The following is a 24969-nucleotide window of genomic DNA, read 5'->3' as shown; positions in this document are numbered from 1 at the left end:
CGTACTATGGATCCAGAAATATCAGTCATCCCCCTGATCACAGTCCTAGTACCCCTCGCGGCGGCACTGGCTATTATTGCCAGCCGCTCTCGTCCCAACATGAAACACGTTATTTCTATTCTGGCTGCAGGAAGCAACTGTGTACTTGTGCTCTCTATGGCACCGCTGGTCTTACAGGGATACACGATTCAACTACCTCTGTTTACCGTCCTACCCGGTCTTGAGTTTGGATTTAGGGTCGACTCTCTCGGCATGATTTTCGCGAGCGTTTCGTCACTGCTCTGGGTCGCTGCGGCAATATACTCCATCGGCTATATGCGCAGCCTTAAAGAAAAGTCCCAGAGCCGATTCTTTGCCTGCTTCGCAACCAGCCTGGCCGCCGCTATTGGCGGGGCTTTTTCTGCCAACCTGTTCACCCTGGTGATTTTTTACGAGGTATTAAGCCTTGTCACTTATCCCTTGGTATATCACAAGGAAAATACAGACTCCTGGCTAGGCAGCAAGAAGTATCTGGTGTACTTGGTCGGGGCATCAAAAACCTTTTTGCTAGCCGCACTGGCACTCACCTTGGCTACCACAGGTAGCTTGAATTTTGACTCCGGAGGAATATTTAACGAGGTGAACGCCAGCCCGCTTTTGCTGACAGTCATCTACTTCTGCTTCCTGGCCGGATTCGCCAAGGCCGCCATTATGCCCTTTCATATCTGGTTGCCGTCGGCCATGGTTGCTCCGACGCCGGTCAGTGCCTTGTTACATGCAGTCGCCGTGGTAAAAATGGGGGTATTCTGTGTGTTGCGGGTTGTATTTGATGTCTTCGGGCAAGATACCCTGCAACGATTGGATTTGGGCATTGCTACCGCGTATCTTGTCTCCTTTACCATCATCATGGCATCAGTCTATGCCCTGACCCAGGATGATCTCAAGGCTCGGCTGGCCTACTCCACCGTTAGTCAGCTCTCCTACATTATTTTAGGCGCTGTGTTGCTAACCCCAGCCTCAACCCTTGGCGGCTTGCTTCACATCGCCAGCCATGGCGTGTCTAAAATTACCCTGTTCTTCTGTGCAGGCTCTCTCTACTGCGCCGCACGAAAAACCAAGATCAGCGAACTGGCCGGCATTGGCAGACAGTTACCATGGACCATGACCGCCTTCTTCATTGCCTCTCTGGGGATGATCGGTATTCCACCCGCGTCAGGCTTTATCAGTAAGTGGTATTTGCTCACGGGTACCATCGAAGCCGAACAGCTGGTTTTTCTCGGTGTCTTGCTGGCTAGCTCGCTACTAAACGCCGCCTATTTTTTGCCTATCAGCTATAAGGCTTTTTTTGAATCTCAGCCTCCTCTATCGAGCCAGGCGGATAACTCAGGACATACTCCATCCAGCTCAATGTCATCCGAAGCTATGTCACCCGGAGCAAGAGAAATCCCACTGGTTACTGTTCCGCTGGTTATTACCGCTCTACTGTCACTGGCACTTGGCGTTTATCCAGACTACTTCCTTGCATTGGCGCAGGGGGTACAGGGATGATCAGGCGTTCGGTTTGTATCACGCTACTTTTGCTGGCAGCCGTTGCGGTTGTCGTCGCTGACTTTCTTGCACCTCGCCACGACGTTCACTTTTTCTGGGACAGTTTTCCAGGCTGGTCGGCACTGTATGGTTTCATCTCCTGTATCGCCATTATCTTTATCTCCAAGTTTCTCGGCCATCAGTTTGGTTTGATGCATAAGACCGACTACTACGAAAACAAAGACTCACACAAGACAGACAATAAGAAGGAGGAAAATAGTCACGGCGAAACGGCGAAGACAAGCCAACAGCCCCCTGCAGCCAAAAATGCAAAAGGAGGGGATGAATGACTAGCTGGTTTCACCCCGGAGTCATCTTTTTTGTAGCCGCGGCCCTTTTACCGCTAGTTGGTCTGCTCCCAGCCAGTAAATCAAAAGAAAAGAAAAGTAGTCCGATGGTTCAAAGGATCCAGCAAGTTATTCTTATCGCCGCTCCGCTTGTTGCCATTACTGTTACTCTGAGCGCTATCTTCGGCAATACCGTCCCTACCGGTGACTATTGGCGATTTGATTTTATCGGCACTCCCATCACGCTCGGTGTAGTCGATAAGCTCAGCCTGATGTTCAGCTGTGTATTCACCCTGATCGCACTCATAAGTGCAATTTACGCACTCCATGTCCGCAATACCGCCGAACACAGCGCGGCTTTTCTCTACATCGGCAGCGCCCTTGGCGTCGTCTTCGCCGGTGATTACCTGTCTTTGTTCCTGTTCTGGGAGCTGATGGCGTTTTCCTCTTCCTATCTGATCTTTGCCTCAGGCACGACGCAATCAAAAGCCGCAGGTCATCGCTACTTGCTGGTACACATTACAGGCGGGCTTTGCCTGTTGGCCGGCATATTGCTTCATTACCATGAAAGCGGCTCTATGGTCTTTACCATCATGGACCACACTCACAGTGTCGGTTTTTACCTCATCATGACAGGCTTTATCCTGAACGCCGCAGTGCCTCCACTCAATGCCTGGTTAACCGACGCTTATCCCGAGGCCACCATCACCGGTGCCGTTTTCATGTGTGCCTTCACCACCAAGACAGCAATCTATGTGTTACTAAGGGGGTTTCCCGGTACCGAACTCCTTATCTGGCTGGGCACTATCATGGCGGTCTACGGGGTGATTTATGCCGTGCTGGAAAACGACTGTCGACGCCTGCTGGCCTACCATATCATCAGCCAGGTTGGCTATATGGTTGCTGCCGTCGGCATAGGCAGCGAGCTGGCATTTAACGGTGCGGCTGCCCACGCCTTTGCCCATATCCTCTACAAGGGCCTGCTGTTCATGGGAGCCGGTGCCGTAATCTATATGACGGGGAAACGTAAGCTCACCGAGCTGGGTGGACTGTATAAAGCCATGCCTGTAACACTTTGCCTGTATATGATTGGCGCGCTGTCGATTTCTGCCTTTCCTTTCTTTAGTGGCTTTGTCAGCAAATCTCTGGTTATTGCAGCCGCCGAGCAGGACCATATGGCCGTCGTCACCCTGATGCTGCTGCTAGCCTCATCCGGTACTTTCCTGCATACCGGCCTGAAGCTGCCCTACTATATGTTTTATGGCAAAGACAGCTCACCGAATGACTCTGAGGTAAAGCGCCAAGAGCCACCACTTAATATGCTGATAGCCATGAGCCTCGCCGCCATTGCTTGTATCGCCATCGGCGTATTTCCCCAGTTGCTCTATCAATTGCTCCCCTACCCGGTTAACTTCGAGCCGTACACACCGGTTCATATCACGACCACGCTGAGCATATTGATTTTCACCGCGCTGGGTTTCGCGGTTTTTCTCAGGCATCTGGATCCGGAAGATACCATCAGCCTGGATACCGACTGGTATTACCGAAAAGGATCGGTTGTTTTCATGTGGATAGCACAACACCCACTCAGTCGCTATGAACAATGGATGAGCAAGGCGAGTCTCGGGCTACTGTCAGCCGCCCAGTCTCTAGCCAAACAAGGATTACGATTCGATAAAGGGCTGATTGATGCCACCGTCAATGGTATCGCCAACCTTACTCGTCGCAGCGGTCAGCGGCTTCGACAATTACAGTCAGGCATCATCAACCACTACGCCCTTGCCATGGTAGTTGGCGTAGTTGCGGTCCTCACCTTTGGCGCGGTTGTTTTCGATGTTTACCTCCATTTCTTCGAATGGTTGAGGTAATCAATGGAGTTAATGAGCCTGCCACTGTTATCTCTGTTGATTGCTCTGCCACTCATTGGTGCCCTGCTGCTGGTAACGCTCCCCGGCACTGTTATCGGCCCTTTTATCACACGCTGGCTAGCCTTAGGTTTTACTACTGGCGAATTGCTGCTGGCGGTCTTGCTGCTCTGGTCATTTGACAGCAGCAGTCACCAAATACAGTTTCTTGAAAGCCACACTTGGATTTCCGCTCTCAATATCCATTACACACTCGGAGTCGACGGTTTCAGTATCCTGTTTATCTTTCTGACTGCCTTGGTTGGCTGGATCTGCGTGGTCGCTTCCTGGCGGGCAATACAACAACGCGTCAGACAGTTTATGGCCTGCCTTCTGATGATGCAGGCGCTCATGTTGGGAGTATTCTGCGCGCTGGATCTTTTTCTGTTCTATATATTTTGGGAGGCGATGCTGATCCCTATGTATCTGATCATTGGGATTTGGGGAGGTGACAACCGTTTCTATGCTACCTTGAAGTTCTTTCTCTACACCCTGGCGGGCAGCGTCTTCTTCTTAATCGGGGTTATCGTGCTCTATTTGGCCGGCGGTAACAGCTTTGATATTCAATACCTCGCCCAGCAAACCTACAGCCTTGAACTCCAGCGCTGGATATTTATCGCCTTTTTCATCGGGTTTGCCGTCAAAGTGCCGATGTTCCCTTTCCATACCTGGCTACCCGATGCCCATGTCGAGGCCCCGACGGCCGGCAGTATTATTCTTGCCGGAGTACTGCTGAAGATGGGCGCTTATGGCTTTATTCGCTTCTCTTTGCCGATCCTGCCCGACGCCAGCCAGTTTTTTGCACCTGTAATGGCCACTCTGTCGGTCATTGCCATTATCTACGGCGGCTTTCTGGCACTGGCGCAAGATGATCTTAAAAAGCTGGTGGCCTACTCCAGTATCAGCCACATGGGATTTGTCACCCTGGGCCTCTTTACGTTCAACAGTCAAGGGATCAAAGGGGCCATCTTGCAAATGTTCAACCACGGCATTGTCACCAGTGCCCTTTTCCTGATGGTCGGCCTGATTTACGAACGAACCCACTCCCGTTCAATCGCTGATTACGGTGGCCTGATGAAAGCGCTGCCTGTCTATACCGTCTTTTTTGTCATCTTTGTCTTGGCATCCATGGCGCTGCCCGGCACTAACTCTTTCATTGGTGAACTGTTTGTCCTTGCCGGAGCGTTCAGCTCAATGCCGGTATTTGGCGGGCTGGCAATTATCGGCGCGGCCCTGAGCGCCATTTACCTTCTGAGTATGTACAAACGGGTAGCGCTGGGGCCACTCAATAACCCTAAACTTAAAACACTCAATGACATCAACCTCAGAGAATTCAGCGCCATTGCTGCTTTGCTGATTTTTGTATTCTGGATTGGATTACACCCCTTGCCTTTCCTTGCCCTGATGGATGCCAGTGTCAATGAGCTGCTGAGGCAAATTTCACCTCAGTCAGGCACGGCTTTAACACCGTCAGTTATTACAGCTCCTTCTCTCACTGACTTTAGAGGGGGCTAGGCATGGACATAAATGCAATCCTACAGTCTATCTATGCCAGCAGTGCCGAACTCATTCTACTGGTATTTGCCTGTGGGCTTTTGCTAGCTCCACTTGTCAGTCCCAAAATAAACACCGAGGTTATTGCCTACCTGTCAATTCTGGCCGTTATTATCGCGGCAGTCGCCAATGCCTATACACCGCAGGGGATGTCCAGTTTCAATGAAATGTTCATCCTGGACTCAAGCGCGCTTTTCTTTAAATACCTATTCTATATCACAACGATTCTGGTGATTCTGCTTTCCACCGGCTACCTGAAGCTCAAGCAGATCCGTCACAGCGAATACTATGTGTTCCTGCTGTTTGCTCTTTGCGGCATGATGCTAATGGTATCAGGCACAGATTTGCTTTCAGTCTATGTCGGTATCGAACTCGTCGCCCTAGCCACCTACATCCTGACCGGCTTTCTACGCCATCAGACAGACTCCACCGAGGCGGCACTCAAGTATGTTATTCTCGGCGCGCTCTCCTCAGCCATTCTGCTCTATGGCATTTCCCTGTTTTATGGCCTGACGGGCACCACCCAGCTGCAACATATTGCCACAGCATTATCCGGCACAGGCACAACGGCAGGAGCCAACCTCGAAAACACCGGCTTGATTCTGGCAACGACCTTCTTGCTTGCTGGCTTCGGTTTTAAAGTGGCTGCCGTCCCCTTCCATATGTGGCAGCCAGATGTCTATCAGGGGGCTCCCACCCCCATTACGGCGTTTTTATCTGTCGGCCCCAAAATCGCCGGGATTGCAGTACTAATGCGGGTATTTATGGTGAGCTTTGCCGAACAGCAGGTTATCTGGGGACAACTGCTTACTGCTATCGCCATTGCCACTATGGTAACAGGCAGCCTCTTGGCCCTGGTGCAAAGCAACATCAAGAGACTGTTGGCCTATTCCAGCATCAGTCACGTCGGCTTTATCCTGCTCGCTTTTCTCACGCCAACAACCGACGGTTTCTATGCCATCGTGTTTTATTTGTCTGCTTATGCCTTTATGAATCTTGGCGCGTTCGCCGTCATCATTACACTGTATTCCCGCAACCAAAACAATGAGGACATTGATGACTACTGTGGGCTTGTCCATCGCCATCCCTGGCTGGCAACTATCATGGCACTATTTCTGTTTTCTCTGGCGGGGATACCGCCAACCGCCGGATTTATAGCCAAGTTCAACATCATCATGGCGCTGATCGGCCATCAGCACACAGTACTTGCCATACTGGCCGTTATATTCAGTGTGGTCTCTGCCTACTATTACATTCGAATCGTGCTGGTGATGTTCATGAAACCGGCTAAGCATAAATTTGCCCCAGACTATTCAGTTCATCTAGTTATAGTGCTGGCTACAACCGCCACTATCACTCTAGGGCTCGGGCTCTATCCCGCTCCTCTTATCGATATCATCCACCAACTATCACCCTAGCATCATCTTGGCTTAGTATCATTTTGGCTTGGGTATATCGAGTTTAAACAAAAGCGGGAGCCAAAAGGCTCCCGCTTTAAAAAACAGTCAATGTGATTTGAGATTAGATATCTCGCTTGAGCTCTTTAGGAATACCCGTTTGCAAAACCAGTGCTGAACTCAAGCGTTCCTCGGCATCTTGATCCCCTTCAACCTTATTAAGCAGTGACTTTGAGGCTTTCACTTGCTTATGGGTGCCTACCTGCTCCTCAGAGCGTGACAGTGGCTGGTGAACTTCAACATATAAGGAACCATCAGGCTCAACGGTTTTCTTCAAGGGTTGGTTAATAACCTGAACGGCAGTTCCCTTTGGCACTTGGTTGAACAGCCATTCAATATCCCACGGGTTCATTCGAATGCAACCAGAGCTCACCCGCATCCCGATGCCGAAATCTTTATTGGTGCCATGAATCAGATACTGCCCCTTGCCATAGGAAAGACGCATTGCATATTCACCCAACGGGTTTTCCGGGCCAGCAGGCACGACAGCCGGTAACTCGATATCATGCTTCTCGCGGTATTCTTTGCGAATATTGGCCGTAGGCGTCCAGGTCGGGTTTTCTATCTTCTGGCTAACCGTGGTCGACATCTTAGGCGTTTCTCGTCCTACCCGGCCAATACCGATCGGGAATACATACATTCGCTCTTTGTCATCTGCCGGGAAATAGTACAGGCGCAGCTCAGCAAGGTTGATCACAATCCCATCGCGTTTTACATCAGGCAGTATCAGCTGAGTCGGGATTGCCAGTAGTGTGCCGGGATCCGGCAGAAAGGGATCGACGCCTTTGTTTGCTTCCATCATTGCCAGGAAGCCGACATCGTATCGATTGGCAATATCCGCCAGACTATCGCCTTCATTAACCTGGTAGTACTCCATGGTACCTACCAAGTTACTCTCGCCATCCGGGCGCTGATATTCAATGGCATTAACCGACAATGATGTCAGGCAGGCTAGTGATAAAAGAAATGAGCGAAACACAAAAACACCTCCATCCGAAGTACTATTTAGTATGGCAAACATGGGAATGTCATCGTATTTCTACTGCCTTATTCTCATGAATAAGACAATACAACTTTTTCTGTAACAGAAGCTCCCAATTCATAACCCCGGATTCTACATGTCTTACCTGAATGCTTCGTCATCATAGCGTCAAAAAAAGGGCGAAATCGTTATGACTCCGCCCTTTTATTGTTTTTCCTGTAACAACCTTTTACGCACTAGGCATACTGGGCAGTCACCATTTTCCAGGACTTTCGCTGCTCATCCAGCAGACGCTTCATTTCGGCATACTGCTGAACAAACTCAAAGCTTTCATAATGCTTGACCAGTCGCTTCTTCTTAAGCTCAATCATTCGTTTCTTCGCTGCATAATAATCCGATATTTTCAGCATCAGAGCCTCGTATTCTTCCTCCAGTCGCTCCAGGCACACCGAACTATTGGGTACCGTCGCCAACTTGACCTGCAACCGCTTGAGTAGCATAGTTGCTCTGGCCTTTTCAATCTTATCCTCCGGGCAAGTACGCAGGTTCTTGGCAAAACCCAGCCAGTAGCAAGATTTAATCAACCACTTGGTCGGATCAAACTGCCACCAACGAATTCCGTTCCGGTAATCGTTTTCGAAAATATGGTGATAGTTGTGATAGCCCTCACCAAATGTCAGAAAGGCAAGGAAACCATTGTCTCGGGCCGTATTTTTGTCGGTATACGGCTGGCTGCCCCAGATATGGGCCAGCGAGTTGATGAAAAAGGTGGTGTGGTGGCTCAGCACAAGGCGTACTACCCCAACCAGCAACAAGGCTCCCCAGACATCACCATGAATAAGCCCGAACAACAAAGGAATACCTACGTTGGTGGCAATAGCCAATGGCACATAATACTTGTGCTGCCACATCACAATCTTGTCTTTCTGCAAATCGCGGCAGTTCGAGTAATCACTATAACGAGAGGCCTGGTACTCCCTTAGCATCCAACCGATATGGCTATAGAAGAAACCCATCTTGGCGGAGTAAGGATCTTTGTCGTTGTTATCGACATGGCGATGATGAACCCGATGATCTGACGACCAATGCAAAATACTGTTCTGCAGGGCAAAGGCACCACCGATAGCAAAAATAAAACGCATCAACGCATTGGCTTCATAAGCCTTGTGTGACCACAAGCGATGGTAGCCGGCTGTGATTGACAAACCGCAGTAGCTAAACGCTACCAGCAGCATCACGACTTGCGTCCAGTCAAAGCCTACGTAGAAGGCATAAAGAGGGGCTCCTAATGCAGCAATTGCAAATGTTACTGAAAAAATAACCACATTTAGCCAGATGATTGGTGGTCTGTTGGTCGACATCCTATAACCTTAGATAACTATTCAGCTTACAAGTGTTCGCTAGAATAATCAGCCATTCTTTCAAGGTCAACGATAAATTACGCATTTTGCAAACAAATATCACAACAGAGTCACACTTGTTACAAAACCGCCTCATCATAACTTTGCCAGCAAGATTCTGCATCTTGCTAGGGTTTAGATATACGTTTGGGTATACACTAACATTGAGCGGCCATGGAGATAACGACTATGAATCCCCTATCTTCATTCAATATGGATCGACATCAGCGTGTCGTGGTTGATACTGCGAGTCAGCCTTGGCTTGCCTCTCCGTCTGCCGGCGTCTGGCGTATTCCGCTAGAGCGAGAAGTAGCAGAAAGCGGTCAGGTAACCAGCCTTGTACGCTACGATCCCAACACGCATTTTCCGGCACACTTTCACCCCAACGGCGAAGAAATATTCGTTATCGACGGCATCTTTCAGGATGAATACGGCTGTTACCCCGCCGGCACCTATATCCGTAACCCACCGGGCTCCTGCCATGCCCCCGGCAGCGACGGTGGTTGCCTGCTGTATGTGAAACTGAATATGTTTCCGGAACATGACGCCGAAGTTTTTCGCCTTGATACCCACAACGCAATGTGGCAACCCGGAATCGATAACAGACTATCGACCTTGCCGCTGCACGGGTACGGCCAGGAAAAAACAATTTTGTTGAAGTGGCAGCCAGATTCGGCTTTTTCTCTCCACCAACATGACGGCGGAGAAGAGATTTTTATTCTGTCGGGCGACTTTTATGACGAACAGGGGCACTATGAAAGGGGAACCTGGATCCGCTACCCTGCTGGTAGCTCACATCAGCCATCGACAAAAAACGGCTGCCTGATGCTAATAAAAACCGGGCATTTGCCCCTTTAGGACAGAAACTCAATCCCGACGGCTTCAAATCTGGCGTCAGTGTTCTGATACTCAGGGCTCGCCGAGCGGTAGTAACCCGCAGGCATCCGTTCGGCCAGGCCAGCCGCTTTTAACTTCTGGAACTCTTCCCGGGTCAAGACGGTGTATTCAAGGTGTTCATCGAGCAAAGACTGAAGAGACTCGAAGTTCAGCTCGTCATCTCTCACCAGTTCTTTGAGCTTGCCTGTTAGCACAGCAAACGGCAAACGCGGTTCCCGTACCAGCTGTTTTCTGTCTGCTATCTGGCTGGCAGCTTTGGAACGTACAGCGCGCTCAAATATTTGTGTCCAATCGGCTTTTCCCTGCCGGGTAACCAACTGATAACGGTAACAATAATAGCCTTCGAAAAAAGTACTGAGATAGTGAAACCGTTCGGCATGCGCTTCAAGGAAGATATGCTGAAGCTCAAGATGGGCGTTAAATTGGTATAAGTCACTCATGGTTAATACGGTATTGGGAGAAACGCAGCAGTTTATATCACAAAAAAACCACTACGTTCATCAAGACATTATAGATTTACCCTGATCCCAATAGCGCCTTCGAACTCCACGCTCGAATCGCTCTGTATGTACCAGGTCGGACCGCCCTCGACATACAAGTGAAACTTATCGTAAGGGACGATTAGGCCAGCACCAGCTCTTGGCCCCCATTCATGCTTGTCATCATCGACCCACTGAAGCCCGGTATAGATGTAGAACGGCGAATACAGTGTACCGCGGCTCAGGTCGCTGACATTCCATAATGCATCCGCAGTCAGGCTGAAAGTATCAAGCCCCATCGAAAACTGTAATTCCTCTCGGTACTTAACAGTAACCCCGGAAGTTGGGCTACCGACATAAACGCCTGCTGCCAAAGGTGAACCCGCTGCTGTAGCCGTGACGGGTAACGCTAATAATGAAGAAAGTAATATCGCTCGTTTGTACATCCCTAATCCCTAAACGAAGGTGTTTCATTTGCACCGCGCAACATAACCTCTTCTTTCATAAAATAAAAGAATAATATTGTGAAATTTAGTATCGATTTGTCAGGTCTACTTTCCCATCAGCCAATTACTATAATTTTTATTACACCAAAGGAAGATTATGCTTATAAAGAAAACACCTCGCTGGGCGCTCAAGGAAAGCGATGCCACCCCAGAGTCAGTCTATCACCAGCGCCGTGATATATTAAAAAAACTGGGTATCACCCTTGTCGGCATGCCAATCGCTACGCAGGCCAATGCCGGGCTGTTTGACGCCTTTACCGGCAAAGACAAACCCGCCGCCAAAGACAGCCGCCGCCAGTTGGTGACCAAGCCATCACAGTACTCGGACAACAAGCTTTCGCTAACGCCTGAAAGCAAGATCCTCCAGTACAATAACTTTTATGAGTTCGGTACCGACAAGTCGGACCCCGCAGTTCGTGCCGCCAACTTTCAGACCAACCCGTGGACCGTAGAGATTGACGGACTGGTACATCGCCCGCTCACTCTGGGCTACGAAGATATTTTCAGCAAGTTCACTCTTGAAGAGCGTATTTACCGACTACGCTGCGTTGAGGCCTGGTCGATGAACGTTCCTTGGATTGGCTTCCCGTTGGCGGAGTTGCTGAAAAAAGCCAATCCGATGAGCAAGGCAAAATATGTTGCATTCGAAACCCTGTACGACCCCAAACGTATGCCGGGACAAGCCTCCCGCAGGCTCGGAGGCGGTATTGACTACCCATATGTCGAGGGACTCAGAATCGATGAGGCCATGAACCCGCTGGCACTCATATCGGTTGGCCTGTACGGCAAGACGCTGGCACCGCAGAATGGTGCTCCACTCCGTCTGGTCGTGCCTTGGAAATACGGCTTTAAGAGCATCAAGTCAGTTGTCCGAATTACCCTGACTGACAAAGAGCCGCCGACAACATGGAACCGCCTCGCACCGCATGAATACGGCTTCTATGCCAACGTCAATCCGAAAGTCGATCATCCACGCTGGAGCCAGTCCAGTGAGCGCTTCATCGGCGAAGGTAACTTGTTCAGCAGCAGACGCCAGCCAACGCTGATGTTTAATGGCTATGCCGATGAAGTGGCCGGACTATACAAAGGCATGGATCTCAGAAAACAGTACTAGTCAGCAAACGCAATAATGAGGAACAATGCGAATGAAAATCACGCCTCGACACATCACAGGGCTTAAGGTCATTATTCACATGGTAAGCCTGGGCTTTCTGACCATGATGATAGCCCAAACACTGACCGGCGGGCTCGGGGCCGATCCTGTCGAGGGGCTGAGTCATTTTACCGGCAAGGCGGCCTTGAATACCCTAATGATTACCTTGCTTATCTCACCGATTGCCCGCCGTTTTAAAATGGGGCAACTGGTCAAGGTTCGTCGTCTGGTTGGCCTGTACAGCTTTTTCTGGGCAGCGATTCATCTTCTGGTTTATCTGGCGCTTGATCTCAGCTTCGATGTTACATTGCTGGCAAGCGAAATCGTTGACCGGCCATATCTGACTGTCGGCGCAATCAGCTGGCTCATCCTGTTTGCCCTTGCTGTTACCTCCACACAGGGTATGCAACGGCGGCTCGGGCCGAAATGGCAAAAACTACACAACTGGGTTTATCTGGCGTTGCTGCTGGCTCCAATCCACTACTACTGGTCAGTAAAATCCGGTCTTGCCGAACCGGCTATCTATATTGCTGGCGCATTGATATTACTGGCATTTCGTCACAAGACATTCAGGCGCTGGCTACCAGCCATCCCCTATATCAATCGCACAACATCAAGCCGATCATAACGTTAGACCTATCACTTAGATCAAAGAAGTCGCTATCATGCGTCTTCTTTGATCACTAAACGTTTGAAAAACCGTAAGGGAAAATGTTTTTTTCTGGTACGATTAGGCTTAGTGATAGTCGGTATTATCAGTCTGGAATTAACCATATCATCATTCCGGGCTGAGCAAGTGGTATTGTGTTATGGGGCGTTGCGTTCTTGGTCAGTGATCTTCTTTCAGTCAGCATTCATCAGTTCAAGGCTGACTGCTTGCAGTTGTGCGAGCAACATTATCCAACCGTTCATAACCGGGGAATGCGTGGAAACCACTTGGGCAAAACCTTGTGCCGTCGAATTATGTCGACGCTAAGCAAAGCCGATATTCCCGCCGAGCTGCACCAGTGTCATCAGGATGATGCACTTGAACAGCCAATCTTCCGTATTGAGACTGCCGATTTTAACCTGTGGATTATTGCCCACCGCCTGGTCAGTGCCAATCTGGCTCGCCGTGAGGCGCTTGTTCAGTCTGTCAATACTGCCTGCCAGCAAATCGATGAAAACAAACAGCATCATCTGCTGATCGTATCCGACCATTGGTTTGACCGCAGCAAGGCCAGCAAAGAAATTCCTGCCTGGTGGCTGGGCCAGTTACCCGTCAACGTTAATGATTATCTGGCCGATGGGATCCGCCTGCAAGAATGTACCAACACTCTGCCCCACTGCCTGCAGCAACAATACCTGTTATCCGGTGGGCACCACCAGATCCATCATCCTCTCAAGCGCAATGGCAGTGATAAAACCGTACATCGATACCTTCTCCTCACGGCTTACTACCAACTTCAATAACAAACGATAGCCAATATAGTGATCGCTGCGATAACTCATATCGCACTTCATCCTTTACTATAGCGGCTCCTTCAGTGTTATATTTTTGTTGAATAAGACGTTACATGACAGCATCCAGCACGGCTTCTCACTTATCGCTGCGGAATGATTCTATCTTCCGGCTCTTTATTCGCTATACCATGCCTACCATTGCTGCCATGTTGGTAACTGGCATTTACGTCGCCATTGATGGCATGTTTGTTGGCCATTTCATTGGCGAGAATGGCCTCGCCGGAATCATGCTCGGCTATCCTATCGGCTCGATTCTTTATGCGGTAGGCGCATTGATTGGCATGGGCGCATCAGCCTTGGTTTCCATCCGGCTTGGCGAAGGCCACACTGACAAGGCAAGAATAATCGTCGGCAATGCCCTGTCTCTCAGTCTTCTCGCCGCAGTGCTGATCTGTTCCCTGGGCATTATCTACGGCGAGCCCCTCTTGCTCTGGCTGGGAGCCGAAGGCGAAATCCTTCAAATGGCTTCCGACTACCTGTTCTGGTATTTCGCCCTTGGCGCCTTTCCTGTCATTTCTATGGCATTTTCCTCCCTGCTTCGTAATGACGGCCAGCCAAACCGCGTCACGCTGATCATGATTTTTGGTGGCGTGCTCAATGTTGTGCTCGACTGGCTATTCATCGTAGTCTTCCCGTTTGAGCTGACAGGCGCGGCTATCGCGACCATGCTCTCGCAGGCTGCAACAAGCCTGTTATGCCTGCAGCACTTTTTCAGTCCCAAAACCACGCTTCGCATCCATTGGGAAACACTGAAGCTAAAGTGGGATACCGCTATCCAAATCATTCGTCTGGGCTTTTCCAGCCTGTTGATGTATCTCTATTTGTCCGTCGTACTCACTTTGCACAACAAAGCCTTCCTTTTAGTCGGCGATGCACTTCACGTGGCGGCTTACGGCATCGTCAGTTACACAGAAGCGTTTTTCTACCTGATCTTTGAAGGGATTGCGCTTGGGATCCAGCCTATTACCAGCTACAACACCGGAGCCGGACAGACTGAACGTGTTATCAAGGTGCGTAATCTGGCCTTTGCTGTCACTTTGTTATTTGCTTTATTCGGGGTCGCTATGCTCTACAGCTTCCCTGAATATGTGGTGTACCTATTTGCCGGTGATAACCCGACCCTCCAGCCTGAAGCGGTGAATGGCATGCAACTCTACTTCTGGGGGCTACCAATGGAAGGCTTGCTGCTTGTCGGCGCGACTTATTTCCAGTCCATCAACCGTGCCAAAGAAGCCTCGCTATTAACTGGCGGAAAGCTGATCCTGATAACCATCTTTATCTTCACCCTAGCCAACGTTGCCGGTGTCAATGGTGTCTGGATAGCTTTACCTCTGTGCAGTTCGCTCCTCACCGCCTGGATGCTTTTTGCCTTGCGCCGGACATAAGCCATTTAGCCAAATGGGCAGAAATACCTCAGTGCAAACGTTTAGCAGCGCCATATGGCGCTGTTTTCTTACACAAAACAAATTTCAACCCAGCAAGAAAGGTGACCCTAATCACATTTGGATAGGTAATTATGCAATACTGATTTTCAAGACATGATCTGAGAGTATCATCTGCATACCGTTATCGTTTTTTGGTAGTCATTGATGTTTAAAAAAACACTTATTGCCGTCTCTTTAGCCGCTACTTCTCTCGCCAGCACATCCGCTCTTGCGCTCGAAAAGGTCGACTTGCTGATTAAAAATGCCACTGTCCTGACCATGGATCAGGAAAAAACTGTTTTCGACAATGGATTGGTCGCCGTTAAGGAAAATAAAATCTTCGCCGTTACCGACGGCTCTGATGTCAAAGATTACCTGGCCGCAAAAATCATCGATGCCAATGGCGATATCGTGTTGCCGGGACTGATCAATACCCACACCCATGTTTCAATGACGGTCTTCCGCTCAATGGCCGACGACGTTCCTGATCGCCTGCACCGCTATATCTTCCCGCTTGAAAAGAAACTGGTCTCCCGTGACATGGTCCGTATCGGGGCGCAACTGGGTAATGTCGAGATGCTCAAAGGTGGTGTCACTACCTATGCTGACATGTACTATTTCGAGGATGAAGTTGCCAAAACCGTTGATGAAATCGGTATGCGTGCCGTGCTGGGCGAAACCGTAATCAAATTCCCGGTTGCCGATGCAGCCAATGCCGACGAAGGCATCCAGTACGCGCTGGACTTCATCAAAGAATATAAAGATCACCCGCGTATTACGCCGGCCTTTGCCCCGCATGCCCCGTACACCAATACCACCGAAATACTGCAGAAAATTACCAAATTATCGCTTGAACACGATGTGCCGGTAATGATCCACCTTGCCGAGTCAGAGCGAGAAAACCAAGTGATCGCCGAGCGTAGCGGCGGTAAAACACCTGTCGGCTATATGGCCGATATCGGCGCACTGACACCGAACCTTGTCGGTGCCCATGTGATCAATGTGGACGACAATGATATCGCCCTGCTAAAAAAACATGATGTCGGTATTGCGCACAACATGAGTGCCAATATTAAATCTGCCAAGGGTGTTTCACCGGCACTGAAAATGTTCGACGATGGACTTCGCATCGGCCTGGGTACTGACGGACCAATGTCCGGAAACACCATCAGCACCATCGATGAATTTAACCAGGTGGCCAAAGTACACAAACTGGTCAATAAAGACCGCGCAGCCATGCCACCAATGAAGGTGATTGAAATGGCAACTATCGGTGCCGCCCGCGCTCTTCACATGGAAGACACCATTGGTTCTCTGGAAACAGGCAAGCTGGCTGATATCATCATCATCGATACCACGGCACCTAACATGGTACCGGTTTACAATCCGTACTCGGCGCTGGTCTACTCGGCCTATGCGACAAACGTCAAGCACACCATTGTTGACGGTAAGCTGCTAATGGAAAACCGTAACATGCTCACCGTCGATGAAGACGCTATTCGCGAAGAAGCCTTGAAGTTCGCCGACAAAGTACGCAAGACAGTGGTAGAAAGCGGCGAAGTTGTCCAATAACTGTATTGCTTGCTGAACAACTAGCAATAGTTAAATCTAATCAGGGCGGTAGCAATACCGCCCTTTCTTTTTTCATCTCGCTACGATTTATGTTTTAAACGCGCTCTGTGGTAAAGTGCGACCAACTTCAACTAATTACCTTCGTTATGTCTAACTCGTTCGGCTCTTATATCCCTCTCGGCGTTCGCTATATGATGCTCTCAGCACTTGGCTTTGCGCTTATGTCTGCTTGCGTAAAATACGTCAGCAACTATGGTATCCCTGTCTTTGAAATTGTCGCGGCAAGGGCCTTGGTATCTCTAATCATCAGTTATCTGGACGTAAAACGAAAAGGAATTTCGGTTTGGGGACACAATAAAGTCTTGCTGTTTACCCGAGGGGCCGTTGGCACCCTTGCGCTAATGTGTGTCTATTATGCGGTAACCACGCTCCCACTGGCTGAAGCGACAATTCTCCAGTATGTGCACCCCGTCTTTACGGCCTTGCTGGCCGTGCTTTTCCTCAAGGAAAAAGTCCATTTCTCGACAGTTATCTGCATTGTCATGTGTCTTTTAGGCTTGTTCGTGATGGTCAACCCGGCAGCCGTCGAGGGAGCCACCACTGAGCTGCCGATGTTCAGTGTCATGGTGGCGATTCTGGGGGCTTTCGGTAGCTCAGTGGCGTACGTCATTGTCCGTAAATTAAGCCAGACAGAAGATAGCTCCGTAATTATCTTCTACTTCCCGCTTGTCGCCCTGCCGATGTCACTGCTGTTGATCGGCGATAGCTTTGTAGTGCCTGACTGGTACTTAACCGGCCTGCTAGTTCTGGTCGGAATATTCACCCAGGTTGGGCAACTAGGCCTGACCAAAGCAATGCAGACACAGGCCGCTGGGAAAGCATCTGCCTATTCGTATGTTCAGATTGTATTCTCGGCAATACTTGGTGTGGTCATCTTCCATGAGGTGCCGTCAGTATGGACATATTTAGGCGGCATGTTGATTGTGGCAGGTGCACTTGTCAATGTATTTGGTCAACGGCTCAAAGCCCCCTGGCACCGCTAGGCAATAACAAAAAAGGCAGCACTCTGATGCTGCCTTTGTTACTCCCGCATTCCACCAACCAGCTATCACCCAGAGCTACCAGCTAGTATTCGAGCTTATAACCCGCACCATAGACCGAGTGAATTAACTCATAATCGGGCTGGACCTCGGTGAACTTCTTTCTCAATTTCTTGATATGGCTATCGATAGTCCGCTCACTGACAATTCTGTTATCCCGGTAAATCGCTTCCATCAGCTGCGCCCTGGAATAGACCCGTCCTGGTGAGGCTGCCAGTATATCCAGCATGGCAAATTCTACTGCCGTTAAGTCCAGATCAGAGCCTTTTAACGTCGCCTTGAAGCGTGCTTTGTCCAGATGCAAGACCTCTTCCTGTTGCTCAGTTGCAGGATCCTGAATGAAATTTTCCGGAATAACAGCATGACGCCTCAGTACAGCCTTCACTCTGGCGACCACTTCCCGCAAGCTACAGGGCTTACAGATATAATCATCTGCACCAATCTCGAGTCCGATAAGTCGGTCTATCTCATCAATTTTTGCCGTCACCATGATAATCGGCACATTCGAAAATGTTCTGATCTCCCGGCACAGCGAAACACCGTCTTTACCCGGCAACATGCAGTCGAGCAGAATCAAAGCCGGGGCATTGGCTTTCACCCATTCAACGACCTGTGTTCCTTCGTACAATGCATCCGTCCGGTAGCCCGATGCTTTGAGATAGTCTTCCGTCAGTGTCGCCAGTTGAACTTCATCTTCAACCACTAAAATATGTTCCATCACACTTTTACTCCCACGTGATCACCACCTTCATACTCACCCCGCCCAGAGAGGAATGCCCTGCTGTCAGTGTCATTCCGTGTGCTTCGGCTATGCTCTTACAAATAGACAACCCCAACCCCGCCCCTCCGGATGTATTGCGATGGCGAGAAGGGTCTACACGGTATAGCCGTTCAAAGACCTGCACCAGATCGTTATCCGTCAAGCCTGGGGATGAATCATTAAACTCGATAACCAGCTGTTTATCTTCCGTATTACTACATACAACTTCAAGTCCACCACCGGCATCTGTGTACTTTAATGAGTTCTTCAATAAATTAGAGAAAAGCTGTTGGATACGGTTCTGATCCAGCGCCAGTGACATAGCTTTCATCGCTTCTGCATCCCCCAGAAAAATCAGCGACAAGCTCAGTGATTTCTCGTCAAAGGCATCCCGGTACAAATCAACACATTGCTCAAGCAAGGCTATTGGTGATGCCCTGAACTTGGTATAGGTCAAGGCACCGATATCACTCATCGACAGCTCATAGAGGTCATTGACCAGGTGAGACAAGTGCGTCACGTTATAATGCAGTGACTTAATGGTCGAGTCACTATTCTCCCGAACGCCATCCTGAACGGCCTCAACTTCGGCCTGCATAATCGCAATTGGATTTCTAAGCTCGTGTGAAATATCGGCAATCCACTGTTGGCGGGCTTTTTCATTCCTCTCCAGTACAGTCGCCAGGTGATTGATATCTGTTGCAAGCTGGCCCAACTCATCCTTCCGTTCTATCGTCACCCGGGAACCATATGTCCCCTGGGCCAACTGTCGAACCCCCTTGTTAAAGACTTCGATGGTTCTTATCAGGGAGTTGGCCCACGGATAGGCCACAGCCAGAGTGACAGCACAAGAGACTAGCCATATCCAAAGCAGACTGTAGTTAAACTCTTCAACAAACTGGACTTCTGTTGCCTCAACCAAACTTTTCTGCGGAATGTGGCCCAGATAGGCAATCAATTCGCCTTGACTGTAAATTGGATACAAAACCTCATCAGCGTGATTTGGGGGACCGATAATTCTATGCTTATCAGCATCCAATAACATAACACGCTGCTCAAATTCTATTGAGGTGTTGCCACCAGCCCGCCCAGCTGGTCTTGGTGGAGGAAGACTATGATCAAAAGCTTCATCAAACTTAGGCGGACTAGAGTCCCACTGTTGATAACGAGGAGGCGGTGGCGGACGACGCTCATGAAAGCCAGGAGGAGCTGGTCTTGCTGGTCCAAAACCTTCGCCACTTGCGATACTGTCGGACCTTTCAAAGCTCTCAAATCGTTCAGCTCTTTCCGGTCTTTCATAACTATATTCCGAGATTGGACGCTTCCATTGCTCAGACTCATGCGATCTTGTTGAATTGACTAGCGTTGGCCACCAGTAATGAGGATTTTCACGTCTGTCCAGGTATCCCGCCAACTGTTCTTCTAACAATGCCGTAAGCTGATCTACCCTGACCTGCTCTGCACTGTTTACATAGCGCAAGAAACCTTTATCCATCGAGGTCTTCGTTAGCACAACCAGTGTGACCGACCCAATCAAAGTCGTTGCCACTATCATGACAATCGCCTTGAATCGTATATGCCTTTGTATGCCAGCCAATTTATGTAACATTGAATCCATTCTATTGATGTTCAGTCCACTCACCAGAATACCTCCTGCTTGAAAAAACAGATACACCGGGGTGCACTTTTTCGTAAACGATAGAAACAATGCAAAGCACCTCGGCATGATAGGTTCCTTCCTAAACTAACCACTGAATATCTGTCGTTATTGCCTGCGACGGGGTGAAGGTGAAGATATCAAATCTTCTGTAAATGCAGTCTCAGATGAAACCCGCCTAGACAGTTTCTTGGCTGCAGCATCGATAATGAACGCGACAATAACCGCCAAGTAACCCAATAATGACAAGCTAATCATCCAAAAATCCTCTAAGCGTACAGCAAGATAGATACTAAAAAATGCCATAACCACTGCGATATATTTAGTCATTTGATTTCCTTATTTGCAGGCTTCTTCTCCTGCTCACAACTGATTATCGATATAGTCGATACCAACATGCGATGCTCAGAAAGCAATTCAGTTGCTCCTATCAATCGTCACAACGCTCTGTGCTGTCGACTTGAGTTCATAATAGAGAGGAAGTTAGTAAGAATTAGGGATGAAATGTGCAAATAAGATGGAAGGGAATATTCCAGGCACCAGCCAAAAGCGACCAGCGCCTGAAATATAGGGGGAATAGTTACATAAACAACTGTTACTAAATAGCGGCCTCAAATTATCATACTAATAATAAATAAACACTGACGACTTCGCCCTCTTCTTTGTTTGTATTTCATCTCTGATTACGCCATACAGAATTGCAAAAAAACTCGTAATAAAAATCGCTGTCAGCATAATTTCTTTCAAATACAAAGAAGATAACAGGCAAATAAATGATAGTAACAACGAAATATACTTAGGCATCATTTCTTCCTTAATACCCGATTAATTTTAAATATGACTTTGGTTTGCCATCTAATCTGCGTTGTGAGGATGCTGAGCTAACAGATCGTCATCATAGAGCGTCATATAAACCGGTTTTTTCGCTGGTTTTCTCCTGGAGCTTGCATCCAGGATAAAAGCAAAAACCACGATAAAATACCCAATCACAGCAAAGCTAATCATCCAGTAATCAGCTAACCGCGTAGCCAAGTAAATGCTGAAAAAGGATATAGCTAATGCAATATATTTCGCCATTGTATTTCCTTAATGACAGGGACGACCTGCCTAACACAGAGTTACGTAAAAAACTTTAAAACTGACTCACAACGACTCGTATCTCACCGGATATCACGGACAGACAGCAAAAAACGACTTCGTTACTCATTTCAGTCGAACGCAAATCACAATCTTTTGATGGGGTTTATTTTAAGAGGAAAATAAGTAAGAAATAGGGATGAAATGGAGTAACAGTTCCTGTTTCCAAAACACAAACAAAAACGCCAGTCATAGAAGACTGGCGTTGGCGATATAACTATTGGGCTTAGGCTTTAGATCACACCCAGCTCTTTCAGACGCTCCATGAGGTAGCTATTTGCTGTATGACGTTCAGAAAGTACAACTTCTGGTTTTGGATGCAAAAACAAAGGAAGCGAGATACGGGCCTTTGACTTGTCCGTTCCTTCCGGGTTAACGACACGGTGAGTTGTCGATGGGAAATAGCCGCCTGACGCTTCTTGTAGCATGTCGCCGATATTGATGATCAGGTTACCGAAATCACACGGTACATCAAGCCAATCCCCTTCTTTGCTCTTCACCTGCAGGCCAGGTTCATTGGCTGCTGGCAGCACAGTAAGCAAATTAATATCTTCATGAGCACCGGCACGGATAGCGCCCAACTCTTCGTCACCTTTCAGCGGTGGGTAATGCAGAATACGTAGCAATGTCTGAGAACTACCGTCAATCATGCTTGAAAGAGGCTGAGAATACAGTTTAGAAACATCATCAGGAGAGTGCTTCTCTACCCATGAAAGCAACTCAGCGGCTAGTTTGTTTGCTTCGTCATAATAGTTCTGAAGCTCGGCTTTCAACGCTTCAGGACATTGCCCCCATGGATAATAGTGGAAGTACTCTTTAATGTCTTTTTTGGTATGACCCTTTGCAATTTCAGACACTTCTGATGGGAAAAAGCCATCTTGAGTTTCAACATTAAACCGGAAATCATTTTTATCTTCACTGTTGAAGAACTCATTCCAATTTTCATAAATTGAACTGACCAGTTTTTGCTGGATCGGATGATTTTTCAGGACACCAAAACCGGTATTGCGTAATGACTCGACAAATAACTCTTCGGCGTTCGCGGCGGTATAATCGACTGCTTCCAATTTCATAGTACTTCTTCTTTTGGCTGACTGGTTGTTTTGACTGAAGACTTTTATTGATCCCATTACTTACCCTCTTAAGGGGGCACTTCATCAGCAATGAAATCGTTATTATTAGTGCGGATTTTATTGACTAAACCAGCTTGTAACAAGTTCGAAACATAATCATTTTGGAAACACACAATTTACTCACATCAACAATCAATCGATTGCCTAACCGTTTGCGCAGCAATACCCACAAAGACTAAAGCTTTACTTCGAAAATCAGCACGCAAAGATAATAACGCTAAATTATTAAAAACATAAAAAACCATAATTTTACGATCATGACCAATCGCGCTATCTTCACTGCCAGATTTGTCACCATCCATCTTCACAACGCTGCCGGATTAAAAGGCCTATGAGCGAGCCGGGAAAAGCGTATTAAGGGCTAATTATGAAATTCTTGCACACCATGATTCGCGTTACTGATCTGGACCAATCTATCAAGTTCTATACCCAGGTGTTAGGTATGAGTGTTTTGGATAGAACAGAAAACACTGAATACCGATATACGCTAGTGTTTGTGGGGTATGAGGATCAGCCAGAAGGTACAACTATCGAGCTGACCTATAACTGGGATACCAACCAGTATGAGATGGGTAATGCTTTCGGCCATCTGGCTCTGGGAGTTGACGATATTTATGCTGCCTGTGACAAGATCAAAGCGCAAGGTGGCAACGTCACTCGCGAACCAGGTCCGGTAAAAGGCGGTTCGACCCACATCGCTTTTATTACCGACCCTGACGGTTATCAAATTGAACTCATCCAAGTTAGCAAATAAGAGGACATTTCAATGACTAATGCACTATTTCAACCAATGCAGCTTGGTAATATCTCAATTAAAAACCGTATTGTGATGCCACCAATGACCCGCTCACGAGCAAGTCAGCCAGGTAACATCGCTAACGACATGATGGCTCAGTACTATGCTCAACGAGCCACCGCCGGCCTTATCGTTGCCGAAGGCACCCAGATTTCAGAAATGGGTCAAGGCTATGCGTGGACTCCGGGTATCTATACAGCAGAACAAATTGCGGGCTGGAAAAAAGTCACAGATGCCGTACATGAAAAAGACGGCGTCATTTTTACTCAGCTTTGGCACGTTGGCCGTGTCACTCACCCGGCTAACATCGGTGGCCATCAGCCAATCTCTTCATCAGCACTAAAAGCCGAGAACGTGAAGGTCTTTATTGATAACGGCAGCAACGAACAAGGTTTCGTTGATGTCGTCGAACCGCGGGAGATGAGCAAAGAAGACATCAAGAACGTGGTAGCGGAATACCGCCAGGCTGCGCTTAACGCAATCGAAGCGGGTTTTGATGGCATAGAACTACACGCTGCAAATGGCTACCTGGTCAATCAGTTCATCGATTCTGAGGCAAACAACCGTACCGATGAATACGGTGGTTCTATTGAGAACCGTTTACGTTTTCTTGGTGAAGTTGTCGAAGCAATGACTGACGCTATCGGCGCTGATCGTGTAGGCGTTCGTATTGCGCCATTTACTTCACTCAACGGCACCGTGGATAAGACCCCTGTCGACACCTACACAGCCGCGGCAGCCTTGATGAATGAGCTGAATGTCGTCTATATACACGTTGCGGAAGTTGACTGGGATGATGCACCAGGCACACCACAGGAATTTAAGACCGCAATTCGTAAAGCTTATCAGGGCACCATCATTTACGCAGGCCGCTACGATAGTGACAAAGCGGCACAAGCGATTACAGATGGCCTGGCGGATATGGTTGGTTTTGGTCGCCCGTTTATCGCCAACCCGGATCTGCCTAATCGCATCTTGAACAATTATCCGCTGGCTGCACACGATCCTGACACCCTGTTTGGCGGAAATGAAAAAGGCCTGCTTGACTACCCAAGCTATCAAGCCAACTGATAACTGTCTTAGCTTAAAACAGAAATAACCCCGCAAGCAATTGCGGGGTTATGGGTTATATAGTCTATTCTTTCATCATCCTATCCCTGAGTGCTTTCATCTATAGGAGCTCAAGATGAAAATAATCCTCATTGGCTTATTGCTATCCCTTTCGGTGAACACGGTAGTCCATGCACAAAGCGGTTTGATAACAATCCAAAGTACCTATGATGCGAGCACTACAGCAGAACGCTTGGTAAGTGTCCTGCAAGAGAAAGGCATGACTATTTTTGCGCGGATCGACCACTCACAAGGCGCAGCCAACGTTGGCATAAAACTTCGCCCTACCGAAGTCATCATTTTCGGAAACCCTAAAGTCGGCTCGCCATTAATGTTATGCAGCCAAAACGTAGCCATTGATCTACCACAAAAAGCGCTGGTCTATGAAGAGGCGAATGGCGAGGTCTGGCTGACCTATAATGACCCGAAATATCTGGTCGAACGGCATAGTATTTCTGGATGTGATGCAACTATAGAGAAAATCGACAAAGCACTCGCTAATTTCGCCCGCAAAGCCACCCAACCGTAATAGCTACCTCAAGGACTTATTCTGTGATAAAGCTACACCGCAATAAGAGATTAAGATTAGCTG

At 48.4% G+C, this 24969-nt stretch carries 25 protein-coding genes; 15 read left to right on the top strand and 10 right to left on the bottom strand.

The features are described from left to right. The first annotated feature begins 6 nt into the window (after positions 1 to 6). From L4D19_RS16620 to L4D19_RS16600, 5 genes are read left to right on the top strand one after another with little or no spacing between them, the layout of a single operon-like run. Positions 7 to 1527: a monovalent cation/H+ antiporter subunit D family protein gene (locus L4D19_RS16620; RefSeq protein ID WP_428453374.1), complete on the top strand. Its 1521-nt coding sequence runs from the start codon at positions 7 to 9 to the stop codon at positions 1525 to 1527. Then, positions 1524 to 1856 carry a hypothetical protein gene (locus L4D19_RS16615; protein ID WP_428453373.1) on the top strand — a complete coding sequence of 111 codons (333 nt, stop codon included), beginning with the start codon at positions 1524 to 1526 and terminating at the stop codon, positions 1854 to 1856. The genes L4D19_RS16620 and L4D19_RS16615 overlap by 4 nt, the downstream gene beginning before the upstream one ends. Further along, complete coding sequence (locus L4D19_RS16610; protein ID WP_428453372.1) at positions 1853 to 3721, top strand: Na(+)/H(+) antiporter subunit D; 1869 nt, start codon at positions 1853 to 1855, stop codon at positions 3719 to 3721. Before L4D19_RS16615 ends, L4D19_RS16610 begins: the two co-directional genes overlap by 4 nt. A gap of 3 nt (positions 3722 to 3724) precedes the next feature. Beyond that, the gene (locus L4D19_RS16605) at positions 3725 to 5272 is read left to right on the top strand and encodes an NADH-quinone oxidoreductase subunit M (protein ID WP_428453371.1); all 1548 of its coding nucleotides are present in this window, start codon (positions 3725 to 3727) and stop codon (positions 5270 to 5272) included. 2 nt (positions 5273 to 5274) lie between these two features. Then, the gene (locus L4D19_RS16600) at positions 5275 to 6729 is read left to right on the top strand and encodes an NADH-quinone oxidoreductase subunit N (RefSeq protein WP_428453370.1); all 1455 of its coding nucleotides are present in this window, start codon (positions 5275 to 5277) and stop codon (positions 6727 to 6729) included. Between the two features lie 103 nt (positions 6730 to 6832). Here the strand turns inward: L4D19_RS16600 and L4D19_RS16595 are convergent, their stop codons facing one another. Both L4D19_RS16595 and L4D19_RS16590 read right to left on the bottom strand, forming a co-directional pair. After that, the gene (locus L4D19_RS16595; protein ID WP_428453369.1) at positions 6833 to 7747 is read right to left on the bottom strand and encodes a L,D-transpeptidase family protein; all 915 of its coding nucleotides are present in this window, start codon (positions 7745 to 7747) and stop codon (positions 6833 to 6835) included. A 239-nt stretch (positions 7748 to 7986) separates the two neighbouring features. Then, the gene (locus tag L4D19_RS16590) at positions 7987 to 9111 is read right to left on the bottom strand and encodes an acyl-CoA desaturase (protein WP_428453368.1); all 1125 of its coding nucleotides are present in this window, start codon (positions 9109 to 9111) and stop codon (positions 7987 to 7989) included. Between the two features lie 228 nt (positions 9112 to 9339). Between L4D19_RS16590 and L4D19_RS16585 the strand changes: the two genes are divergently transcribed. After that, positions 9340 to 10008 carry a cupin domain-containing protein gene (locus L4D19_RS16585; protein WP_428453367.1) on the top strand — a complete coding sequence of 223 codons (669 nt, stop codon included), beginning with the start codon at positions 9340 to 9342 and terminating at the stop codon, positions 10006 to 10008. On the opposite strand, the gene L4D19_RS16580 is transcribed toward L4D19_RS16585, so the two are convergent. Next, positions 10005 to 10487, bottom strand: coding sequence for a hypothetical protein (locus L4D19_RS16580; protein WP_428453366.1), 483 nt, complete (start codon positions 10485 to 10487; stop codon positions 10005 to 10007). The two genes, L4D19_RS16585 and L4D19_RS16580, sit on opposite strands and share 4 nt — an antisense overlap. A 68-nt stretch (positions 10488 to 10555) precedes the next feature. Next, positions 10556 to 10972, bottom strand: coding sequence for a hypothetical protein (locus tag L4D19_RS16575; RefSeq protein WP_428453365.1), 417 nt, complete (start codon positions 10970 to 10972; stop codon positions 10556 to 10558). A 157-nt stretch (positions 10973 to 11129) separates the two neighbouring features. Between L4D19_RS16575 and msrP the strand changes: the two genes are divergently transcribed. The 6 genes from msrP to L4D19_RS16545 all read left to right on the top strand — a co-directional run bounded on the left by msrP (position 11130) and on the right by L4D19_RS16545 (position 17727). Further along, on the top strand, positions 11130 to 12146 hold the full coding sequence (msrP, locus tag L4D19_RS16570) for a protein-methionine-sulfoxide reductase catalytic subunit MsrP (RefSeq protein ID WP_428453364.1): 1017 nt from the start codon (positions 11130 to 11132) through the stop codon (positions 12144 to 12146). Between the two features lie 31 nt (positions 12147 to 12177). Beyond that, entirely contained in the window at positions 12178 to 12813 is a 636-nt protein-coding gene (gene msrQ / locus L4D19_RS16565) for a protein-methionine-sulfoxide reductase heme-binding subunit MsrQ (RefSeq protein WP_428453363.1), read from the top strand. A gap of 176 nt (positions 12814 to 12989) precedes the next feature. After that, positions 12990 to 13637, top strand: a complete 648-nt coding sequence (locus tag L4D19_RS16560; RefSeq protein ID WP_428453362.1) for a hypothetical protein — start codon at positions 12990 to 12992, stop codon at positions 13635 to 13637. Positions 13638 to 13741: 104 nt separating this feature from the next. Continuing rightward, positions 13742 to 15073 (top strand): MATE family efflux transporter, encoded by a 1332-nt coding sequence (locus tag L4D19_RS16555; protein ID WP_428453361.1) that lies wholly within the window; start codon positions 13742 to 13744, stop codon positions 15071 to 15073. Between the two features lie 201 nt (positions 15074 to 15274). After that, entirely contained in the window at positions 15275 to 16684 is a 1410-nt protein-coding gene (locus L4D19_RS16550) for an amidohydrolase (RefSeq protein WP_428453360.1), read from the top strand. 146 nt (positions 16685 to 16830) lie between these two features. Then, complete coding sequence (locus tag L4D19_RS16545; RefSeq protein WP_160653700.1) at positions 16831 to 17727, top strand: DMT family transporter; 897 nt, start codon at positions 16831 to 16833, stop codon at positions 17725 to 17727. 82 nt (positions 17728 to 17809) lie between these two features. Here L4D19_RS16545 and L4D19_RS16540 read toward each other — a convergent pair whose 3' ends face one another. The 6 genes from L4D19_RS16540 to L4D19_RS16515 all read right to left on the bottom strand — a co-directional run bounded on the left by L4D19_RS16540 (position 17810) and on the right by L4D19_RS16515 (position 22773). Next, on the bottom strand, positions 17810 to 18502 hold the full coding sequence (locus tag L4D19_RS16540) for a response regulator (RefSeq protein WP_428453359.1): 693 nt from the start codon (positions 18500 to 18502) through the stop codon (positions 17810 to 17812). A 7-nt stretch (positions 18503 to 18509) separates the two neighbouring features. Next, positions 18510 to 20153 carry an ATP-binding protein gene (locus L4D19_RS16535; protein WP_489685919.1) on the bottom strand — a complete coding sequence of 548 codons (1644 nt, stop codon included), beginning with the start codon at positions 20151 to 20153 and terminating at the stop codon, positions 18510 to 18512. Positions 20154 to 20309: 156 nt separating this feature from the next. Next, positions 20310 to 20531, bottom strand: a complete 222-nt coding sequence (locus L4D19_RS16530; protein WP_428453357.1) for a hypothetical protein — start codon at positions 20529 to 20531, stop codon at positions 20310 to 20312. A 525-nt stretch (positions 20532 to 21056) separates the two neighbouring features. Further along, positions 21057 to 21278 (bottom strand): hypothetical protein, encoded by a 222-nt coding sequence (locus L4D19_RS16525; RefSeq protein WP_428453356.1) that lies wholly within the window; start codon positions 21276 to 21278, stop codon positions 21057 to 21059. 293 nt (positions 21279 to 21571) lie between these two features. Beyond that, positions 21572 to 22411 (bottom strand): 2OG-Fe(II) oxygenase family protein, encoded by an 840-nt coding sequence (locus L4D19_RS16520; RefSeq protein ID WP_428453355.1) that lies wholly within the window; start codon positions 22409 to 22411, stop codon positions 21572 to 21574. 185 nt (positions 22412 to 22596) lie between these two features. After that, entirely contained in the window at positions 22597 to 22773 is a 177-nt protein-coding gene (locus L4D19_RS16515; protein ID WP_428453354.1) for a hypothetical protein, read from the bottom strand. Positions 22774 to 22838: 65 nt separating this feature from the next. On the opposite strand from L4D19_RS16515, the gene gloA reads away from it, so the two are divergent. From gloA to L4D19_RS16500, 3 genes are all read left to right on the top strand, one after another. Continuing rightward, on the top strand, positions 22839 to 23225 hold the full coding sequence (gene gloA, locus L4D19_RS16510; protein WP_428453353.1) for a lactoylglutathione lyase: 387 nt from the start codon (positions 22839 to 22841) through the stop codon (positions 23223 to 23225). A gap of 12 nt (positions 23226 to 23237) precedes the next feature. Next, on the top strand, positions 23238 to 24338 hold the full coding sequence (locus L4D19_RS16505; protein WP_428453352.1) for an alkene reductase: 1101 nt from the start codon (positions 23238 to 23240) through the stop codon (positions 24336 to 24338). 115 nt (positions 24339 to 24453) lie between these two features. After that, positions 24454 to 24906, top strand: a complete 453-nt coding sequence (locus L4D19_RS16500; protein ID WP_428453351.1) for a DUF302 domain-containing protein — start codon at positions 24454 to 24456, stop codon at positions 24904 to 24906. Positions 24907 to 24969: the final 63 nt, after the last annotated feature.

It is taken from the genome of Photobacterium kasasachensis (genome assembly GCF_050336885.1).
GTDB lineage: Bacteria > Pseudomonadota > Gammaproteobacteria > Enterobacterales > Vibrionaceae > Photobacterium > Photobacterium kasasachensis.
Note: the sequence above shows the minus strand (reverse complement) of the source record. Positions and strands in the feature narration are given on the sequence as shown.